Source organism: Flavobacterium kingsejongi, from assembly GCF_003076475.1.
GTDB classification, from domain to species: Bacteria; Bacteroidota; Bacteroidia; order Flavobacteriales; family Flavobacteriaceae; genus Flavobacterium; species Flavobacterium kingsejongi.
Genome location: NZ_CP020919.1, coordinates 3,339,294 through 3,356,744 on the forward strand (window position 1 = coordinate 3,339,294; position 17,451 = coordinate 3,356,744).

Sequence of the window (17,451 nt, forward strand, 5' to 3'; positions counted from 1 at the left end):
TATAAAAAAATAGAAATATTGTATAAAGCATTTGTGGCCTAAAAGCTGAATCTTTGGTATATCATAAATCATGGTTGCACAATGAATAACCTCCCTAAGAAAGAGCCTGTTTCGGCCACCGAAAGCAATTCCAGTAAAAGGAAAAAGATGCCAGAACGTAAAACTGTGGAAGATGTATTGCCATCCGAACACCACAATGGCACACTGGACGCAGAAGATGGTTCTTCGATGCACCGTGATAATTTTGACAACAATCCTGACAGCACTGATGACTGGAATGCGGAACACAACCGTAGCAGTCGCCATAAATAATGATTATTTTAGTACTACCCTTCATAAAGTCCATTCCTGTAATGGACTTTTTGTTTTTAGATCAGGTCCTTAAATTTAATTTTGCCTTCACATAAAAATTTTGCCCCTCTGAAAAAACGGGTTACCTTTGCACCCTTCCAATAATCACAACAATGTCCAGACAACGTTATATCTCCCTGATTCTTATTTTAGGATCCTTAACCGCTTTAGGGCCCTTTTCTATTGATATGTACCTTCCGGGATTTCCGGCTATTGCAAAAGACCTGAACACAACAGTAGCCAGTATTTCCATGTCGCTATCCAGTTATTTTATTGGAATCTCAGCCGGGCAATTACTCTATGGGCCGTTACTGGATCGCTTTGGCAGAAAAAAACCACTTTATATCGGATTGGGTGTATACATATTGGCCTCGTTAGGATGTGCCTCGGCAACGACACTTGATGCCCTGATCTGGCTTCGTTTCATACAGGCTATCGGAAGTTGTGCTGCTACAGTAGCTTCTGTCGCTATGGTACGTGATTTATTCCCTGTAAAAGACAGCCCTAAAGTATTTGCATTATTAATGTTGGTGGTGGGGCTTTCCCCTATGCTGGCTCCAACAGTGGGAGGTTATGTGACCGCCTATTTTGGATGGCATACTGTTTTTATCGTTCTTGCTGTAATGGGCTTTTTATTCCTCTTAGCTTCTAAGTTCGGGCTGCCGGATACCCACAAGCCGGACCCTTCCATATCACTCAAACCGAAACCCATCATTCGTAATTTTATTATGGTGTTGCGAGAGCCTCAGTTTTATACCTATGCCTTTACCGGTGCAGTGGCTTTTTCCGGGCTTTTTACCTACGTTGCGGCCTCTCCAATGATCTTTATGGATATTTATAACGTCGACGAAAAGGTGTACGGATGGATCTTTGCGTTTCTTTCCATTGGGATGATCGGTGGAAGTCAATTGAATTCCCTGTTACTAAAAAAATATAAAAGTGAACAGATCATTTTTGCCACCCTCGTTTCCCAGGTAGTGATTACGATCGCATTTCTAATCTGCAGCTGGTACAATTGGCTCGGTTTATATGGGACTATTGCCCTGATTTTCTTTTTCCTGCTGTGCATTGGGTTGGCCAATCCTAACAATGCCGGACTTTCATTAGCGCCTTTCGCACGAAATGCAGGAAGTGCCTCTGCTCTCATGGGAGCAGCACAATTGGGAATGGGTGCCGTAGCCTCGTTTATAGTAGGCATTTTTACTGCAAAATCGGTTATTCCTATGGTGATGATCATGGCTGTGTCTTCCATAATTGCCTTACTGATCCTTACTTTGGGCCGCCGAAACATTAAAAATACAATCGACATCAGTGCCGACAGTGAAACCGTTTTGCACTAATCCTAATTTATGAAAATACAGTATACCTACGATAGGGAAATTAAAAATAAAGTCTTTCGTCCGGAAGAACTCATGTACAATGAATTTGAAAATTGTATTTTCCGGGATTGCGATTTTTCAGCCTGTGATTTTCTCGCTGTTGTTTTTGTAGAGTGTACTTTCTATTCCTGTAATTTCAATGCTGCCGAGATCAACTATGTTTGCTTTAGAACTGCGATTTTTATCGATACCGACTTCACCGGTGTCAACTTCTCCATGTGCAATCCGTTAGTGTTTGAAGTGCATTTTGAAAGCTGTACGCTGGATTTCTCCAAATTCTATAACCTTAAGATGAAACGCACGACCTTTAAAGACTGCCGCCTCATTGCCGTAGACTTTATGAATGCCGATCTTACTGAAGCTGTTTTTAGCAATTGTGATCTTTATCGGGCTGTATTTGATAAAACAACACTTGTAAAAGCTGATTTTATGACGGCTTACAACTTTACAATTCATCCGGAAAAGAACAAACTAAAAAAAGCCCTGTTTTCAAGAATGAACCTGAAAGGGCTTTTGGATGCTTATGAAATAAAAGTTGTCTGACGTATGTATTTGTTATCCGTGGATGGTTTCCTGATTGCCATAACGGGCAATAACCGAGGCTTCAAAATCCAGCCATTCCCGCCATCTTTTTTCTACATCGATCCCTGTACCATATTTACGGGCAAAAGTGATAAAAGTGGTATAATGCCCTGCTTCACTTTCCATTAATTCCCGGTAAAACACAGCCAGTTCCGGATCCTGTATATTTTCAGAAAGAATCTTGAACCGTTCACAACTCCGGGCTTCAATCATAGCCGAAAACAGCAATCGCTCTACCAATCCCGATACCCTGCTCCCCGTATTGCTCTTTTTCATGTAGGTATACAGTTCATTCACATAATCGTCTTTGCGCTCCCGCCCTAAAGACAGACCTCTTTTTTTTATGATCTCATGGACCATTTCAAAATGTTCCAGCTCTTCTTTCGCCAGTGCCAAAAGTTCGGTAACCATATCCGGGTATTCCGAATTATTGGTGATGATCGTAATGGCATTTGTAGCTGCTTTCTGTTCGCACCAGGCATGATCCGTAAGGATTTCTTCAATATTTTTCTCAACAATATTCACCCATCTCGGGTCTGTAGGCAGCTGCAGGCGTAACATCATGGCTTTTTTTTACAAAAATAATAAAAAATCATCACGTTTTGGCCACTGCGTTACCTAATGCGGCGATAGCTCCCTATAATCCAATACCCCTGATTATTTTTACCTGATCCTATCCGCTTGTATTTCTACCTGTGTTACCGGTACAATTACCTGAAATGCAATTCAGGTGCATCTACATACTGTACACCAGCATATTATGTCAAAATTTGTGTTATACAAAAGGAGATCGGCTGAAAATCCTAAAGAGAGTAAGCATCAATTGTTCAATTTAATTTTATTTATCATGGGATTTTTAGGAATAATACCAGCTGCTAAACTTGCTGCTATGTACGATACAAAACAGCAAAAACTTATTTTATATGCCGAAGGGGTGCTCAAAGGCGCTACGTATGGGTTCAGCTTTAAGCAGGATACCTTTATGGGCGGACTTAAATTTACGCTTCAGGCATGGACAGGACCTCTTACTGGAAAAGAACAACCGTACCAATACAGTGAAGGTTTCCAGATGCACCTGCCACAATCGCATTTCAATTCAAAATCAGTGCTTATTGTGACGGAGAACCATCCACAGGGAGAAACTGTAACGATCAACTATACTGGATTTGTAGGGCCCGATAAAGCTAAAGCCAATGCAAAAGAAGCTGTAGCAGTTCCGGCTGATGTAGCGGTTAATGTACCTGCAGCAAACAGTTCTCAATTGAATGTATTGTTTAAAATGCCTTTCAATATCAACGCCAATTCAAATGTGCCAAAGATGGGATCGGTCGATATTCAATATGATAGAACCCTATTGCAACTGGTCACAGCAGGTATTAATGATAGTGATATTGTCTGGACCTTCAACTCTTTAAAAACCGGCGATACGCAGATTGTAGTAACTACCTACGGTGGCATCGCTCAATTTGTAATGGCAAAAACTTATGACGTGCGCATATTTGTGCTCTAATTACCCTTACTTTTAAATTTAAAAACCCCTGTGTACGAATAGTGCACAGGGGTTTGATAGTATGGGCAGATAGAAGAATCATCCATACCTATAGAAAATCGTTACATGCCTACCGAAGCTTAGTACACGCCTATAGAAGGATGATCCACACTTACAGAAACTTAGTACACACCTATAGGAGGATGAACCACACCTACAGAAACTTAGTACACGCCTATAGAAGGATGACCCACACCTACAGAAACTTAGTACACGCCTATAGAAGAATGAACCACACCTACAGAAACTTAGTACACGCCTATAGAAGAATGACCCACACTTACAGAAACTTAGTACACGCCTATAGAAGAATGATTCACACCTACAGAAACTTAGTACACGCCTATAGAAGAATGACCCACACTTACAGAAACTTAGTACACGCCTATAGAAGAATGATTCACACCTACAGAAACTTAGTACACGCCTATAGAAGAATGATACACACCTACAGAAACTTAGTACACGCCTATAGAAGAATGATACACACCTACAGAAACTTAGTACACGCCTATAGAAGAATGATTCACTTATCTGGAAGTATAACACAAACGACATAGAAGCTGTCACTACCAGCTCCTACGTCGTTCTTTCATCGGTTAGCCTTTAATGCGATTTTGTTCGCTTTCGGCACCGCCGCCTTCATATTTCTTTTTATTTTCGATTACTTTTCCAAAAGCATACGTAAATACCAATCCCACAAAACGCGTGTCGACAAGATTTCTATAACTCGCATCGGTCAGCCTTAAATTATTGATGACACCCTTATTTAAATAACTGTAAAAAATATCATTGAAAATAAATCGGATACTGCCCTGCTTATTCAGTATTTTCTTTTGGACTGCCAGATTGATCGCGCTTCGTGCCCCGGCCGTAAACTGAGCCGATTCCTGTTTGGAAATATAACGCCCTCCGAGCTCTGCCGACCAGTCTTTCTGGAAAGTAAACCGGTTCCCGCCCGAAACAGACCAGAAGGCCCCTTCGGTATTGAGTGTTTCCGTATACAGCTGGCTTTTAAAGCTGACATAGGAAACGCTGGTATTCAGATTGAAATTCCACCATTTAGTTACCGGCAGGTCTGTGCTTAAGTTCAGTGACAGGTTTTCACTTCGCCCAATATTACCCGGGCGGCTGTAGTAAATCCCATCTCTAATCTCGATTGATTCCGTGATATTATCCCTGGTTTTTTCATAACCCAAAGCCGCAGAAAACAAACTCGTATAATTGTACTGCAATTCAACTGCATTCCCGAAAGAAGGATTCAGGTACGGATTTCCCGAATAATAGGTAAACTTATCCAATGGGCTCAGAAAAGGGTTCAGGGACTGATAGTAAGGCCGGTTAATCCTTTTGCCATAAGAGAGTGTAATCTGGCTGTTGACTACGGAGTCCAACTGGTAGGAGAAATATACCGTAGGAAAAAGATTGGTATAGTTCCGGCGGAAGGTGGATGGCGGTTTCTCTACATTACCAAGCTGATTCCCTTTTGAGGTGGTATTTTCAAGCCGTAAGCCCGTTTGCAGTGAAAATTTACCGAAACCCACATTATAATTCACATACGCCGCATTGATCACTTCATCATACTGAAAGTGATTGCTCCGGTCATAATTGGGCACTATACCACCCATCGTAACATCATCATAGTCCGCTATATTATCCGTCTTGGAATAACTTATCTTATAGCCGGCATCCATTTTTCCCGATCCCAAAGGCTGTTCATAATCGGTTTTAAAACTGTAGATGTTGATGGTTGATGGTAAACTCCCCAGAAGTTCATCGGTACTCTTTAACATTCCATCCTGCTGGTAAGTGGCATTTACGAAACGCTGGTCCCCATCCATGGTATAATGCAGGTAATCTGCATCCATAGTAATTTTGGTTCCGAGGCTATCAAAATCATGCCTGAAGTTCAGGTTTACGGCTCCATAATCGAATTTTCTCGTTTCATAATTATTGGATCGTACAATGGAATCAGTAACCCCGGCAGGACTGGAGAGCACGCTTTCACCTGCTTTGGTCCCCAAACCCGACCGGAATGTACCATCCACACTAACTCCCAGAGTACTGCTGTCCGAAAGGTAATAATCCATTCCCAGTTTGATGGTTCCGGAATTCGAACGGCTATATATTCTGGTATTCTGATCGAAAAGCAACTTCGCGCTTTCATCCTCATTTTTAAAACGCCTGAAGATATAAAGATGGTTTATAATCTCCTGTTTGGCATAACTCAGGTTACCATACAGACGGATCTTATCTTTACTATAATTCAGGTTAAGACTATTGGTACTATAGGAGCGCCTGCCTTGTAAAAGGCGCGATGAAAAATTACCATTAAATCCTACATTCCGGTTTTTCTTAGTCTTAATATTAATGATTCCGGCTGTTCCCGCTGCATCGTATTTTGCCGGTGGATTGGTGATGATCTCAATCTGGCTTAAGGTACTCGATGGCAATGATTTCAGGTACATTTCCAAATCAGCCCCGGACAGGTTGGTAGGTTTGTCGTCGATAAAAACCATTACCCCCGATTTACCATTAATACTGATGGTACCATTCTCATCCACCTGGATACCCGGTGCCTTTTCGAGCACTTCCAAAGCATCGGCTCCAGCATTAGAGAGGAGTGCATCAACATTAATGACAGTACGGTCGATCTTATGTTCGATATATGATTTTTCCTTTTGGACAACGACTTCATCCAGATTATTAATACTTTCCTGTAGCACAATTGTAGGAATGATGAGCTCCTTTTGTTGTACTGTCAGCTGGAATTTACCACTTTGATAGGTTGCAAAATCCGGACTATTAACCTGTATGCTGTACTCCATAAATTCCAGTCCGGTAAATTCAAATTTGCCATTGCCATCTGTTACTGCCTCTTTTTGCGGCGTTGCCAAAAGTGTGACGGTAATGCCTTTGAGTGGCTGGTTACTACTGCTGATTACGGTACCACTAATAGTACCTACAGTTTGGGCATGTACTATCCCGGCATAGAAAAGTAAAAAAAGGAGGAGTTTTTGTGCCTTCTTATTCATTGATTGATTTGTTGATTGATTGATGATTGAAACTCGTGGTTTTTGATGATTGTTTGTTGTGAATTGGGCATAGGTAGGGCCGTTCACTATTGTGAATACGTTTTTAGTATCGTAAATAAAGGGGTATTAGTTATTTCGAATCTTCCCCGGTAAACTTAAAGTTATAGTAGGTCGCCGTTATATTGGGGGAAGTCAGGTATTTTGCTTTCAGCTTTTCATGGATGTTCAGAGGTTGTTTAACACCATTCACGATAAGTTCATCATTCGATAACTTATAGCAGAGATTCACTGGGGTCTTAATGACGTTTTCAATGAGCAGATCCTGGATAATAGCCTTAACTTCTATATCGGCCTCCTGGCGTCTGATATCGGATTTCTGCATTGCTGCTCCTGCTTTTTCCCTTTCCTTTGATGCTCTTTTCATGGCCTCTTTCTGTAGTTCCAATCTCGCTTTCATGATTTCTTTTTGAGCTTTTAATTGCCCCTTCATAATTTCTTTCTGGGCTTTCAGCTGCTCTTTCATGAACTCTTTTTGTACGCCACTGTAAGCACTTCCCTTCATTGCTTTCGTAGTCTCGGTACGGGCGTCCATTGCGGCAGCACGGGCAATATCAGCTGTAATACGGCTCTCTGCCATCCCCTTTCGGATATTTTTACTTTCAGCCTCACTCATTACCATGACCTCGGAAGCTGAGCTCTTCATTTTTTCAGCATTGGCTTTTAGCTCCGTTTTGATAGCGGTTATTTCTTCCTCGATAGCTTCTTTTTCGGCTTTAGTCTGTGCAGCCTCTCTTTTCCGGATTTTGGATACTAAGAGATTTGCCTGTTGCTCGATTTGAGCTTTTGCAGCTTCGATGTCCGCTTCCATTGTTTCCGTCTGATTTTTCATCTGAGCTCGTAATGCTGTTGCCTTTTGGACCTGAACTTCAGCCTCCGTTGAAGCTGCCCGGGCCGCTTCTGCTGCAGCTAAAGCTGCAGTGGTGATTTTGGTTACTTCTTCAGCACTTAATACTGGTACGCTACTTTCCGGATAGGTTGGGGATACCGGCAACACTGATGGGGCCACTATTGCTAAAGGAACCTCATTTGCTTTCTTTTCTGCTTTACGCTCTGCCATTGTTTTGGTAGTAGTACAGGCTGCAAAACAAACTGTAATAATAACCAGGCAAAGCGAAAGAAAGGTTTTTTCAATAGTATCCAGCGACGTATTATCATTATAAATAATACGCTTGGCCCGGTTTAGCAGATGCTCTTTCTTAGCACCAAATCCCATAGCCAGCTGGTTTTCTTTTGCATTATATTCCTGGAAAGATACCAGGGCATGCACAAAACGGGTTTTGTTTTGAGTAATGGCAACTGCCATATCATCGCAGCAATTTTCACGCTCTTCCTTTAGCAGGGACGATAACCATAATACACCAGGATTGAAGAAAAAGATCACTTCGGCAAAACTCTGTAACAGGTTCATTGCATAATCCTTACGTTTAATATGTGCCAGTTCATGTAATAATATGGCTTCCAGCTGATCCTGTGGCAACTGAGTCAATAATCCTATTGGAATCAATATAATCGGTTTAAAAAAACCAGTTACAGAAGGTACTTTAACCAATTGGGATTCTAAAAGCTGAACGGGCTGACGGATGCCGAGAACTGCACAAAATTCATTAATGCGGTTGTTCCACAATTCAGGAACCGGATGATTCCTGTAATTCCGAACCCTGTAGATGTACCGCAGGTTTGTCATCATGGAAAAACTTTTGATACAAAATATAATAAACCACAGGAGTACTATGATATCGGAATGATTGGTCAGGTAATTACTGATTTTTGCAGAAGCAGGGATCGCCGTGGCAATGCTATGTGTGACTATTTCCGGATGTTCCGCAATTGCTATTGTACTGATGGTAGTGTTTATCGTATCGCCGGCCTGATATTCAGTGTAAAAAGTATGACCTACTCCTACAAAAAAGAGCACAAACAAAGCCGATAGTAAATTGTACCGTAAAGCTGCTGTAGTTTTTTTAGTCGCTAAAATTACTGCACCGGCTAAAATTGCCAAGATAAGCCCCTGCCAGATGGTATGTACCAATGTCCAGGAAATGGCTTTTAAAAGGGTATTGCTGATTGTAAACATAACGTGTCGTTTTAAAGTTGGTCGTTGTCTAATTTATCCAGTAAATTCCTGATTTCATCAAGCTCTTTCTTTGATGTTTTTTTATTGCCTAATAATTGCATCATCAGGCTGCTGCTTGATCCATTATACAGCGTATCCACAAATTTGTCCAACAGGAAGCCTTTGGTCTTCTTCTCTTCTATTGCGGGTGTATAGATGTGTTTCATATTGGTCTTATCACTAACGAGCATTTCCTTTTCGGTCATGATCTGCATCAGTTTTAATGTCGAAGTATATTGTACTGCCCGTTTTTGCTCATTGAGTGTATCATTGACAAAACGCACAGTAGAAGGTCCGAATTCCCATAGTATCTGGAGAATTTCAAGTTCTGATTTTGTTGGTTCTGACTGCATAGTTTTATTTTTTAAATTTTTATAGCTTCTATTGTTACCTGTTGCTCGGGTTGTGTATTGATATACTTCACCACCTTTCCATTCTCCATTACAAATTCAAAAAACACATCGGGTGCGAAGCCATCGACAATGAATTTATATCCCGAAACGGGAATCAGCTCGAGCTTTACTTCCGGATTCATCTGGATGTACAATTTCCCTGATTCCAAAAGTACTACTTTCTCGCTGCCTTTTGCCGTTTTGTATTTTCCGGCCATTTTTTCCAAAAGGGGAAGATCTACCTTTACATCCGTACCATGCAGTATATTACGAATCTGCCGCGAAGGGATAACTGTTGCTTTTGTGCTCTGGTTTTGTAATAGGATTATTGTATACTCCTGATCCAGATACCGCCCGATATAGGTGATATAGCCACCCCATCCTCCGCTATGGGATGCCGATTTTCCATAAACCGGATCATTACTGATACTCCATCCAAATCCATACCCAGTAGGCTCTTCTTTTGTGGTGTAGGAATTAAATATCAGTTCTTTATCTTTCGCGTTGACTAACTTGTCCGTATATAAAGCAGTATCCCAAACCAATAGATCCGAAGCAGTAGTATGGACCATCCCGTCTCCTACCACACCATCCAGGTAAACCACATAGTGCCTTTTCCCAAGATCGTCCGGGAATACCAAACTTTTCAAACTGTCGGAATACACGTGCCCTTCGGTCAGATTACTGATTTTTCCAGGCTGGAATCTACGTCGGTATACCTGTGTGTGCTGCATTCCCAAAGGATCAAAAATAGCTGCTTTTAAATAATCTCCATAGGTTTTTTTAGATACCTTTTCGATAATGCTCGCCAGGAATACATATCCGGTGTTACTATACTCCCATTTTTCACCAGGATCAAATAAAACTTTGGGTTGCTGCTTTTGAAAGGCTTTCAGAATTGTCGCATTGGTCGCAAAATCATTTTTGTCATTCGCCTCTTGCAGCAACTCCATATAATCAGGAAGGCCGCTGGTATGCACTAACAAATTTTTAATGGTTATACCTTTATAAGCTGCTAATTCCGGTAAATATTTGCTTATTGGATCATCATACGAAAGTTTATGCTGCTTTTCTAATAATACAATCGCCATAGCTGTAAACTGTTTGGTAACGGAAGCCAGTTCAAATACGGATGCTTTTGTTAACTTTTCCCCTGTCTTTACATTCGCCACTCCGAAAGAATGTTCATAGACAATCTTTCCTTTTTCTGCAACAAGCACATTGCTATTAAATGCACCATCATTATGAAGTGCACTAATAAGGTGATCGATTTTCTCTGCCTTGGTCTGTGCAGTCGCCTGTTGCAACAGTAAAATGCTAATGAATGTGAAAACAACTTGTATCATACTATTTGGGGTAAAAGGGTAAAAATTAGTATCGAAAAAAATTACTCATCCTGATCAGGAACAAAACAAAGGTAGGAATTAATTCGTACGTTGTTATAACTAACTTCACTTTTTTTTAAAAATATTTTATTAGTTAACTGTAAACTATAGCTTTATAGAGATTCAAATCATCTATTTCCTAATAAAATAAGAGTTTCCGGAATTATTGGTATGCTGTGCCTATCCGATATAAAAAACAAAAAGAGCCCGGAGTATAATACTCCGGGCTCTTTTCAACATTCTAAAATTATATTTTTAAAGACTTAAACGGTATGTTTCGGTGTGAAACCATCATCGCTTAATTCTTTATGCTCATATTCTTCGACCATCAATTCATCAATGGTTTTCTCTCCTTTATTTTTATTGAATCGGGCAATAAGACTATCAAAAATAGCATATACTACCGGTACAATAATCAGCGTCAGGAATAACGAACTGGTCAGACCACCAATGATTACCCAAGCCAATCCATTATTCATCTCAGCCGCTGCTCCGGAAGCCAAAGCAATTGGAATCATACCAAAAACCATCGCAATCGTCGTCATTAAGATCGGGCGTAATCGGGCGTGGTTTGCCTGGATCAGTGCATCAAACGTATTTTGTCCTTCTGCTTTCCTATGGTTGGCAAAATCGACAATTAGGATCGCATTCTTACACACCAGACCAATCAACATGATGACCCCAAGGATAGTAAAGATATTCAGGGAATTATTGGTCAGTGCCAATGCAAGCAATACTCCGATGAATGATAATGGGATAGAGAATAATACCACGAATGGATATATAAAACTGTTATATAAAGCTACCATTACTAAATATACTAATATAATTGCTGCCAATAAAGCCACTCCTAAGGTACCAAAACCTTCAGATTGATTTTCTTGGTCTCCACTCCAAAGATAGTTGACACCAACCGGTCTCTTCATTTTAGAGAATACAGCTTCCCATTCTGACGCTACTGTACCGGATGGTTTTCCAACCGACTGTGCTTCGATGGTTACAGAAGGGCTTTTGTCCCTCCTTTCCAAAAGGCTGGGGCCCGAACTCATCTTGATATTAGCAAACTGGGATAATTTTATCTGTTGTCCCATATCGTTTACGAAAATCAGGTCACTTACATCATTGATATTGGAACGGTCAAATTCATTGTAACGGATATTGATATCATACTCATATTCTCCAGCACGGAATTTACCATCGGTATTACCACTGAAGGCGGTTTGCATGGTCATACCTACAGTTTGTAATGATAATCCCAATGCCGCCATTTTATCACGGTCCACCTGTACATTAATCTCCGGGCTACCTGATTCTGAAGTCAGCTTAATTTCGGAAGCTCCTTTTATTTTAGCCAGTTCAGCTGCAGCTTTGTTCGCAAATACCATCGCACTATCCAAAGAAGATCCTGTGATCACCAATGCAATTGGTGCCTGATCAGCTCCCATTAAACCTACCGGAACAGTTTTTACTTTCGCACCAACTAATACAGCTTCCAATTCTCTTTTAATCCTCGCAGCAGTGATATAAGAACTTTCACTACGTTTCGATTTATCAATCAATTTTACATCGATTTCCCCTTTGTATTCTGTAGCCTGTGTACCGCCCATTCCTTCACTCGTCTGTCCAACAGTGGTGGTAAGGCTCAAGACTTCTTTCTTCCCTTTCAGGTAAGCTTCTGCCTTTTGTGCCATAAAGTTCGTTTGTTCTACCGATGCATCTTTTGGGAGCTCAATCTGAACTAAGAATTCACCTTTGTCGGTTTTCGGGAAAAATTCCTGTCCAATAAATCCGAAACCTACTAAAAAGAAGGACCCAAAGAACATTACTACTACAATAAGCAGCGTGATCCTTTTGTGTACCAATGACCATTTCAGGATATCCGTAACTTTGTGTGTAAAAGTATCCAGGCCTTTTTCAAATCCTAAGATCACACGGCCAAACAGGTTTTTTCCGGTAATATGCTCTAATTTTCCATAACGGGAAGACAACCACGGTACTAATGTAAAGGAAGCCAGCAACGACAGTAATGTGGCGATAATTACAGTCACACAAAACTGGGAGATAATATTAGATACTAATCCGGTACTCATTGCAATTGGAAGGAATACCACTACGATTACCAGGGTAATCGCCATTACTGTAAACCCAATTTCAGAAGCACCATCATAAGCGGCACGTACCCTGTTTTTACCCATCTCCATATGACGGTAGATGTTTTCCAATACTACAATCGCATCATCCACAAGGATACCCACTACCAGTGAAAGTCCAAGTAAACTCATTAAATTCAGCGTATAGCCCATCAAAAGCATACCAATAAAGGTAGCAATAAGCGAAGCCGGAATCGAAACCATTACGATAAAGGCATTTCGGATACTGTGCAGGAAGAACAGCATTACAAAAGCTACCAGGAATACCGCAAGGAATAAATCATGGATTACAGAATCTGCTGCAGCCAGGGTAAATTCACTCGTATCATTGGCCACTTCCAGTTTTACGCCATTTACTTTATAATCTTTTTCTACCTGTGCAATTGCCTTGTTGATCATCTCACTCACCTGTACCGCATTGGCATCGGATTGTTTGATCACCTGAAGGATAATTGCGCTCTTCTGGTTTACACGGGAAATTTTCTCTACTTCCTTTTGTGAATCCTGTACATCGGCAATATCACTCAAACGCACCTGAACTCCGTTTTTGGAAGAAACCACTAAGTTTCGAAGTTCATTTACATCTTTATATTTACCGGATAAACGGATCAGTGTGCTATTTTCCCTGGTCTTGATATTTCCGGTAGGAAAGTCAAGATTAGAGGTTAAAATTACCTGCTGTACTTGTGGTACTGATAATCCGTATCCTTTTAATTTCGCTGCATCCAGGCTTACCTGAATTTCACGTTCTTCCCCTCCAACAAGATTAACCTGAGCTACTCCATTGACACGGGAAAGAATCGGTTGGATCTTTTTGTCCAGCAAATCATAGAATTCCGTTTCATCCATATTGGATGTTGCCCCAATTGTCATAATTGGCAAGTCACTCAACGAGAATTTACTCAGGGAAGGTGGATCTACATCATCCGGTAAATCCTTTTCTATGGCATTAATTTTACGTTGGGCATCATTCAGGGCATAATCCGCATCGGCATCAGCATTTAGCGTTACCATTACTACGGATAGGCTCTCATACGATTTGGATTCTACTTTCTTTACATTTTCGAGAGACGATACCGCATCTTCTACTTTTTTGGTTACCGTATTTTCTACCTCTCCCGGCGAAGCTCCCGGGTATACGGTGGAAATGGTCACCACATTGATCTCAAATTTCGGGATCAGCTCGTAACTCAGCTGGGTGTAGCTGAACAAACCACCGAGAATCAGGATAATAAAAAGTACGATTACTAATGTCGGCCTTTTAATTGCTATATCTACTAATTTCATTTATCTGTTTTTTATAATTATTGGCAATGCCAAAGGATACGCTATTTAACGACTGATATTTGCGCTCCGTCTGTCAGGTTGATTTGCCCGCTGACCACAACGATATCGCCTTCTTTTAATCCGCTTAGCACTTCTACCTTATCTCCGAAGTTTCTGCCGGAAACGATTTTTGTCAATCGCACTTTGTCGCCATTCACTACAAATACCTGGTTGCTGCTCACACTACCCACATAGGCATTTCTGGAAACCGTAAGTACTGGTGTCTGGTCTGCTGCAGAAGTAAATACGGCTGTTCCATACATACCTGCTTTGAGGTCATTGTTAGCATTGTTGGTAATTTCGATTTCAACCGGGAAGTTCAGGGATTCATCTGCTTTTGGCGCGATGAATGTAATTTTTCCTGTAAATTCTTTATCAGGATATACGCTGGCTGTTACTTTAACTGTACTTCCAACTTTTAAAGTTGCAATATGACTTTCATCTACTGTTACTTTCAGTTTCAGTTTGGATACATTCACTAATTCGAATAATTGTGTCCCCGGAGCCACTACAGTTCCTGGCTCTACACTTTTTTTGTTCACAATTCCATTAATGGATGATTTTATTGTAGCATCTCCAAAAGTGATATTGGCCTGTTGCAATTTAGCCTTAGCGTTCACCAGGGCCAGTTTTGCCTGATCCAGTTGTTGCCTGGTTACCCCACCGGTTTTGAAAGCATTTTCATAACGCTGGCTGTCAGTCAATGCATTTTGGTAAGCAGCATTGGCATTGGATACTTCAATAGAAAGCTGATCACCTTTGATAACCGCTAAAGTCTGCCCAATACTAACCGGACTTCCTTCTTTAACCAATACTTTTACCACTCTTCCGGAGTTTTCGGCCTGGAAGTTCAATTCCTGTAATGGGATAAAGTTTCCATTGGCTACATAATCCGCAGCAATTTTCTCCAGTTTGATGGTATCGGTACGAACAGCAATAGAAGCATTCTTCTCTCCTACTATCGCCGTATCGGCTTCATTTTTCTTTTTGTTATTCATCAGGATATATGCAACAAGCCCTATAGCTGCAATTCCGATTACGATATATAATACTTTTTTCATTTTCTTGGTTATGATTAATTGATAAGTGTTTTTAATTCTCCTTTAGCTTTGATCAGCTGAATTTCTGCCAGCCTGTAATCCAGTAAAGCAGAAGTATAATTGTTCTGGGCTTCCACCAGAGAGTTTTCACCATCTAACAAATCGGTTAAAGAAGCCAGTCCGTTATAATAGTTGTTTTTGGTATCATCTAGTACTTCCTGTGCCAGTTTCAGATTTTGCTTTTGGTTATTGATGGTTACAATACTGTTGTCAATCTGTGTTCTGGAATTTTCATACGCCAGTTCCAATGATAATTTGGTATCCTTCATATCTTCTTCCAATTTTCTCAGGTCAACATCTGCCTGGCGTACTTTGGCACGCGTTCCAAAACCGGTAAAAATCGGGATGTGCAGGTTTAATCCAATAGAAGAATAATCAGACCAGTATACTTTATCCGCAGTAGGTTTGAACCATGGCATTTCAGGTCCCTGACCGATATAATTGTAGCCTGCCGTCAGTGCCAGTGTTGGATAATAGCCTGCCTGTACTGCTTTCTTTTGGTATTCTAACAGTTTTTCCTGTGTTTTCAACAAAATATAATCCGTTCTCTGGGTAGCATCCGGGGTTTCCCCTAATATTTGCGGAGACAATTCAAATTCCGTCACCGGAAGTTCAATCGGGGTTGCAATAGGCATACCCATGTAGAATTTCAGGGTATTTTCCTGAAGTTGTACCGCGTTTTTCAATTGTTGGCGTTGTGTATCGATATTGTACAGTTTTACCATAATACGATCCAGGTCAATCTTTTTTGCCAGGCCGTTATCATACTGTCCTTTGATAATATTTTTGACTTTACTCGTGTTTACATAATTGCTGTCTACTACAGTAAGTTTCTGCCTTTGGACATAGACATTATAATAGTTATTGGCAACACGTTCGATTACCTGTTCGTCGGTAAGCTGTGCATTGACCTGATAGAACTCACGGGTCGTTTTAGCCGCTTTTAATCCGGTAAAGATCGACTGGTCAAAAATATTCTGGGTCAGGTTCAGTCCTGCCGTTGAACTCCACTTTTGCCCTAATGCGGCTAAAAGCACTCCTGATCCACCACCGAATGCACTTGCATCAATAGCATTCAATTGAAGGATTGGATTGTACATCAGGCTACCTGTTGCAGAGATTTGCGGTAATGCCCGGGAACGGACCTCCTCAATCTGGTATTGGCTGTTTTCTATTTGCAGCCTTGATTTCTTGGCATCCGATTTGTTTTCCAAAGCATAAGTAATTGCATCTTTCAGCGTCAGGCTTCTTTTTTGTGCAACTATGCTTCCCGAAAATAAAAATGCCATCAGCAAACCGGCGACTGACATTTTAGCTATCGAAAAGTTGGGTATTATTTTCATTACTCGTTAGTATATAATTGGGTTAGACATTACTTTTTAAAAAGGGTATTCAATATAATTTCTTTGCGATCTTTCAGTATTTTTTCATAATCCTCGTCGCTTATGCGCATCGTCTGCTGAAACAGCGGCCGCATGGATATGGGAAAGGAAATCAGGGAGATCATATTTAGTATAAACTGGATCGGATCCATCTTATCGATTGTGCCTTTGTTCATTTCGACTTCAAATTCTTCATAAAACTTAGCCAGTAAACGTTCCATATCTTCCGGGTTTTTAAAGAAACAGCCCTGGTTGAACTGGGTAACTAAATAGATCTCCATATAAGGATATTCTTTCGCCATAATAAAGGAATCATCAATGAACTCTTCTATTTTCGCTTTAAAAGGCAGTTCGGAGAATATAATAGCTTCCGATCGTTGTTGTTCTTTTTCCTGTGCATCAAGAAATACAAGATCAAATAAAGCATTACGGGACCTGAAGTAATAATTGATAAGCGTTCTGTTCACTCCTGCTGCATCTGCTATTTCCTGTGTGGTCGCATTAAAACGCCCCTCGCCAAAAAATAATCGCTTCGCTGTATCCTTAATCAGCTGTTCTGTAGCATCTTTATTCGTTATTGACATAATAGTTTGACATTTTTGTTAGACAAAATTATTGAATAATTTAATTTGACAATTTTGTCAAAG

14 protein-coding genes are annotated in these 17,451 nt (G+C 40.6%); 5 read left to right on the forward strand and 9 right to left on the reverse strand.

Translation table 11 applies throughout. The annotated features are described in order from the left end of the window. The first annotated feature begins 81 nt into the window (after positions 1-81). From FK004_RS15030 to FK004_RS15040, 3 genes are all read left to right on the forward strand, one after another. A complete protein-coding gene (locus FK004_RS15030) occupies positions 82-312 on the forward strand; it encodes a hypothetical protein (protein ID WP_108737990.1) in 231 nt (76 codons plus the stop codon). 152 nt (positions 313-464) lie between these two features. Next, positions 465-1,691, forward strand: a complete 1,227-nt coding sequence (locus FK004_RS15035) for a multidrug effflux MFS transporter (RefSeq protein ID WP_108737991.1) — start codon at positions 465-467, stop codon at positions 1,689-1,691. Between the two features lie 9 nt (positions 1,692-1,700). Further along, entirely contained in the window at positions 1,701-2,273 is a 573-nt protein-coding gene (locus tag FK004_RS15040) for a pentapeptide repeat-containing protein (protein ID WP_108737992.1), read from the forward strand. A 12-nt stretch (positions 2,274-2,285) separates the two neighbouring features. On the opposite strand, the gene FK004_RS15045 is transcribed toward FK004_RS15040, so the two are convergent. After that, positions 2,286-2,873 (reverse strand): MiaE family protein, encoded by a 588-nt coding sequence (locus tag FK004_RS15045; RefSeq protein WP_108737993.1) that lies wholly within the window; start codon positions 2,871-2,873, stop codon positions 2,286-2,288. A 328-nt stretch (positions 2,874-3,201) separates the two neighbouring features. Here FK004_RS15045 and FK004_RS15050 point away from each other — a divergent pair, with 328 nt between their 5' ends. Further along, positions 3,202-3,822, forward strand: coding sequence for a hypothetical protein (locus tag FK004_RS15050; RefSeq protein ID WP_157956124.1), 621 nt, complete (start codon positions 3,202-3,204; stop codon positions 3,820-3,822). Positions 3,823-3,875: 53 nt separating this feature from the next. Continuing rightward, positions 3,876-4,421 (forward strand): hypothetical protein, encoded by a 546-nt coding sequence (locus tag FK004_RS19255; RefSeq protein WP_157956125.1) that lies wholly within the window; start codon positions 3,876-3,878, stop codon positions 4,419-4,421. Between the two features lie 39 nt (positions 4,422-4,460). Here the strand turns inward: FK004_RS19255 and FK004_RS15055 are convergent, their stop codons facing one another. From FK004_RS15055 to FK004_RS15090, 8 genes are all read right to left on the reverse strand, one after another. Continuing rightward, a complete protein-coding gene (locus tag FK004_RS15055; protein WP_108737995.1) occupies positions 4,461-6,896 on the reverse strand; it encodes a TonB-dependent receptor in 2,436 nt (811 codons plus the stop codon). Positions 6,897-7,026: 130 nt separating this feature from the next. Beyond that, positions 7,027-9,030 (reverse strand): M56 family metallopeptidase, encoded by a 2,004-nt coding sequence (locus tag FK004_RS15060; protein WP_108737996.1) that lies wholly within the window; start codon positions 9,028-9,030, stop codon positions 7,027-7,029. Between the two features lie 11 nt (positions 9,031-9,041). After that, positions 9,042-9,422 carry a BlaI/MecI/CopY family transcriptional regulator gene (locus FK004_RS15065; protein ID WP_108737997.1) on the reverse strand — a complete coding sequence of 127 codons (381 nt, stop codon included), beginning with the start codon at positions 9,420-9,422 and terminating at the stop codon, positions 9,042-9,044. Between the two features lie 11 nt (positions 9,423-9,433). Continuing rightward, positions 9,434-10,807, reverse strand: a complete 1,374-nt coding sequence (locus FK004_RS15070) for a serine hydrolase domain-containing protein (protein ID WP_108737998.1) — start codon at positions 10,805-10,807, stop codon at positions 9,434-9,436. Positions 10,808-11,109: 302 nt separating this feature from the next. Beyond that, positions 11,110-14,283 (reverse strand): efflux RND transporter permease subunit, encoded by a 3,174-nt coding sequence (locus FK004_RS15075; RefSeq protein ID WP_108737999.1) that lies wholly within the window; start codon positions 14,281-14,283, stop codon positions 11,110-11,112. 41 nt (positions 14,284-14,324) lie between these two features. Beyond that, positions 14,325-15,383 (reverse strand): efflux RND transporter periplasmic adaptor subunit, encoded by a 1,059-nt coding sequence (locus tag FK004_RS15080; protein WP_108738000.1) that lies wholly within the window; start codon positions 15,381-15,383, stop codon positions 14,325-14,327. A gap of 14 nt (positions 15,384-15,397) precedes the next feature. Then, on the reverse strand, positions 15,398-16,765 hold the full coding sequence (locus FK004_RS15085; protein WP_475404848.1) for a TolC family protein: 1,368 nt from the start codon (positions 16,763-16,765) through the stop codon (positions 15,398-15,400). 29 nt (positions 16,766-16,794) lie between these two features. After that, on the reverse strand, positions 16,795-17,388 hold the full coding sequence (locus tag FK004_RS15090) for a TetR/AcrR family transcriptional regulator (RefSeq protein WP_108738002.1): 594 nt from the start codon (positions 17,386-17,388) through the stop codon (positions 16,795-16,797). Between the last annotated feature and the right edge of the window lie 63 nt (positions 17,389-17,451).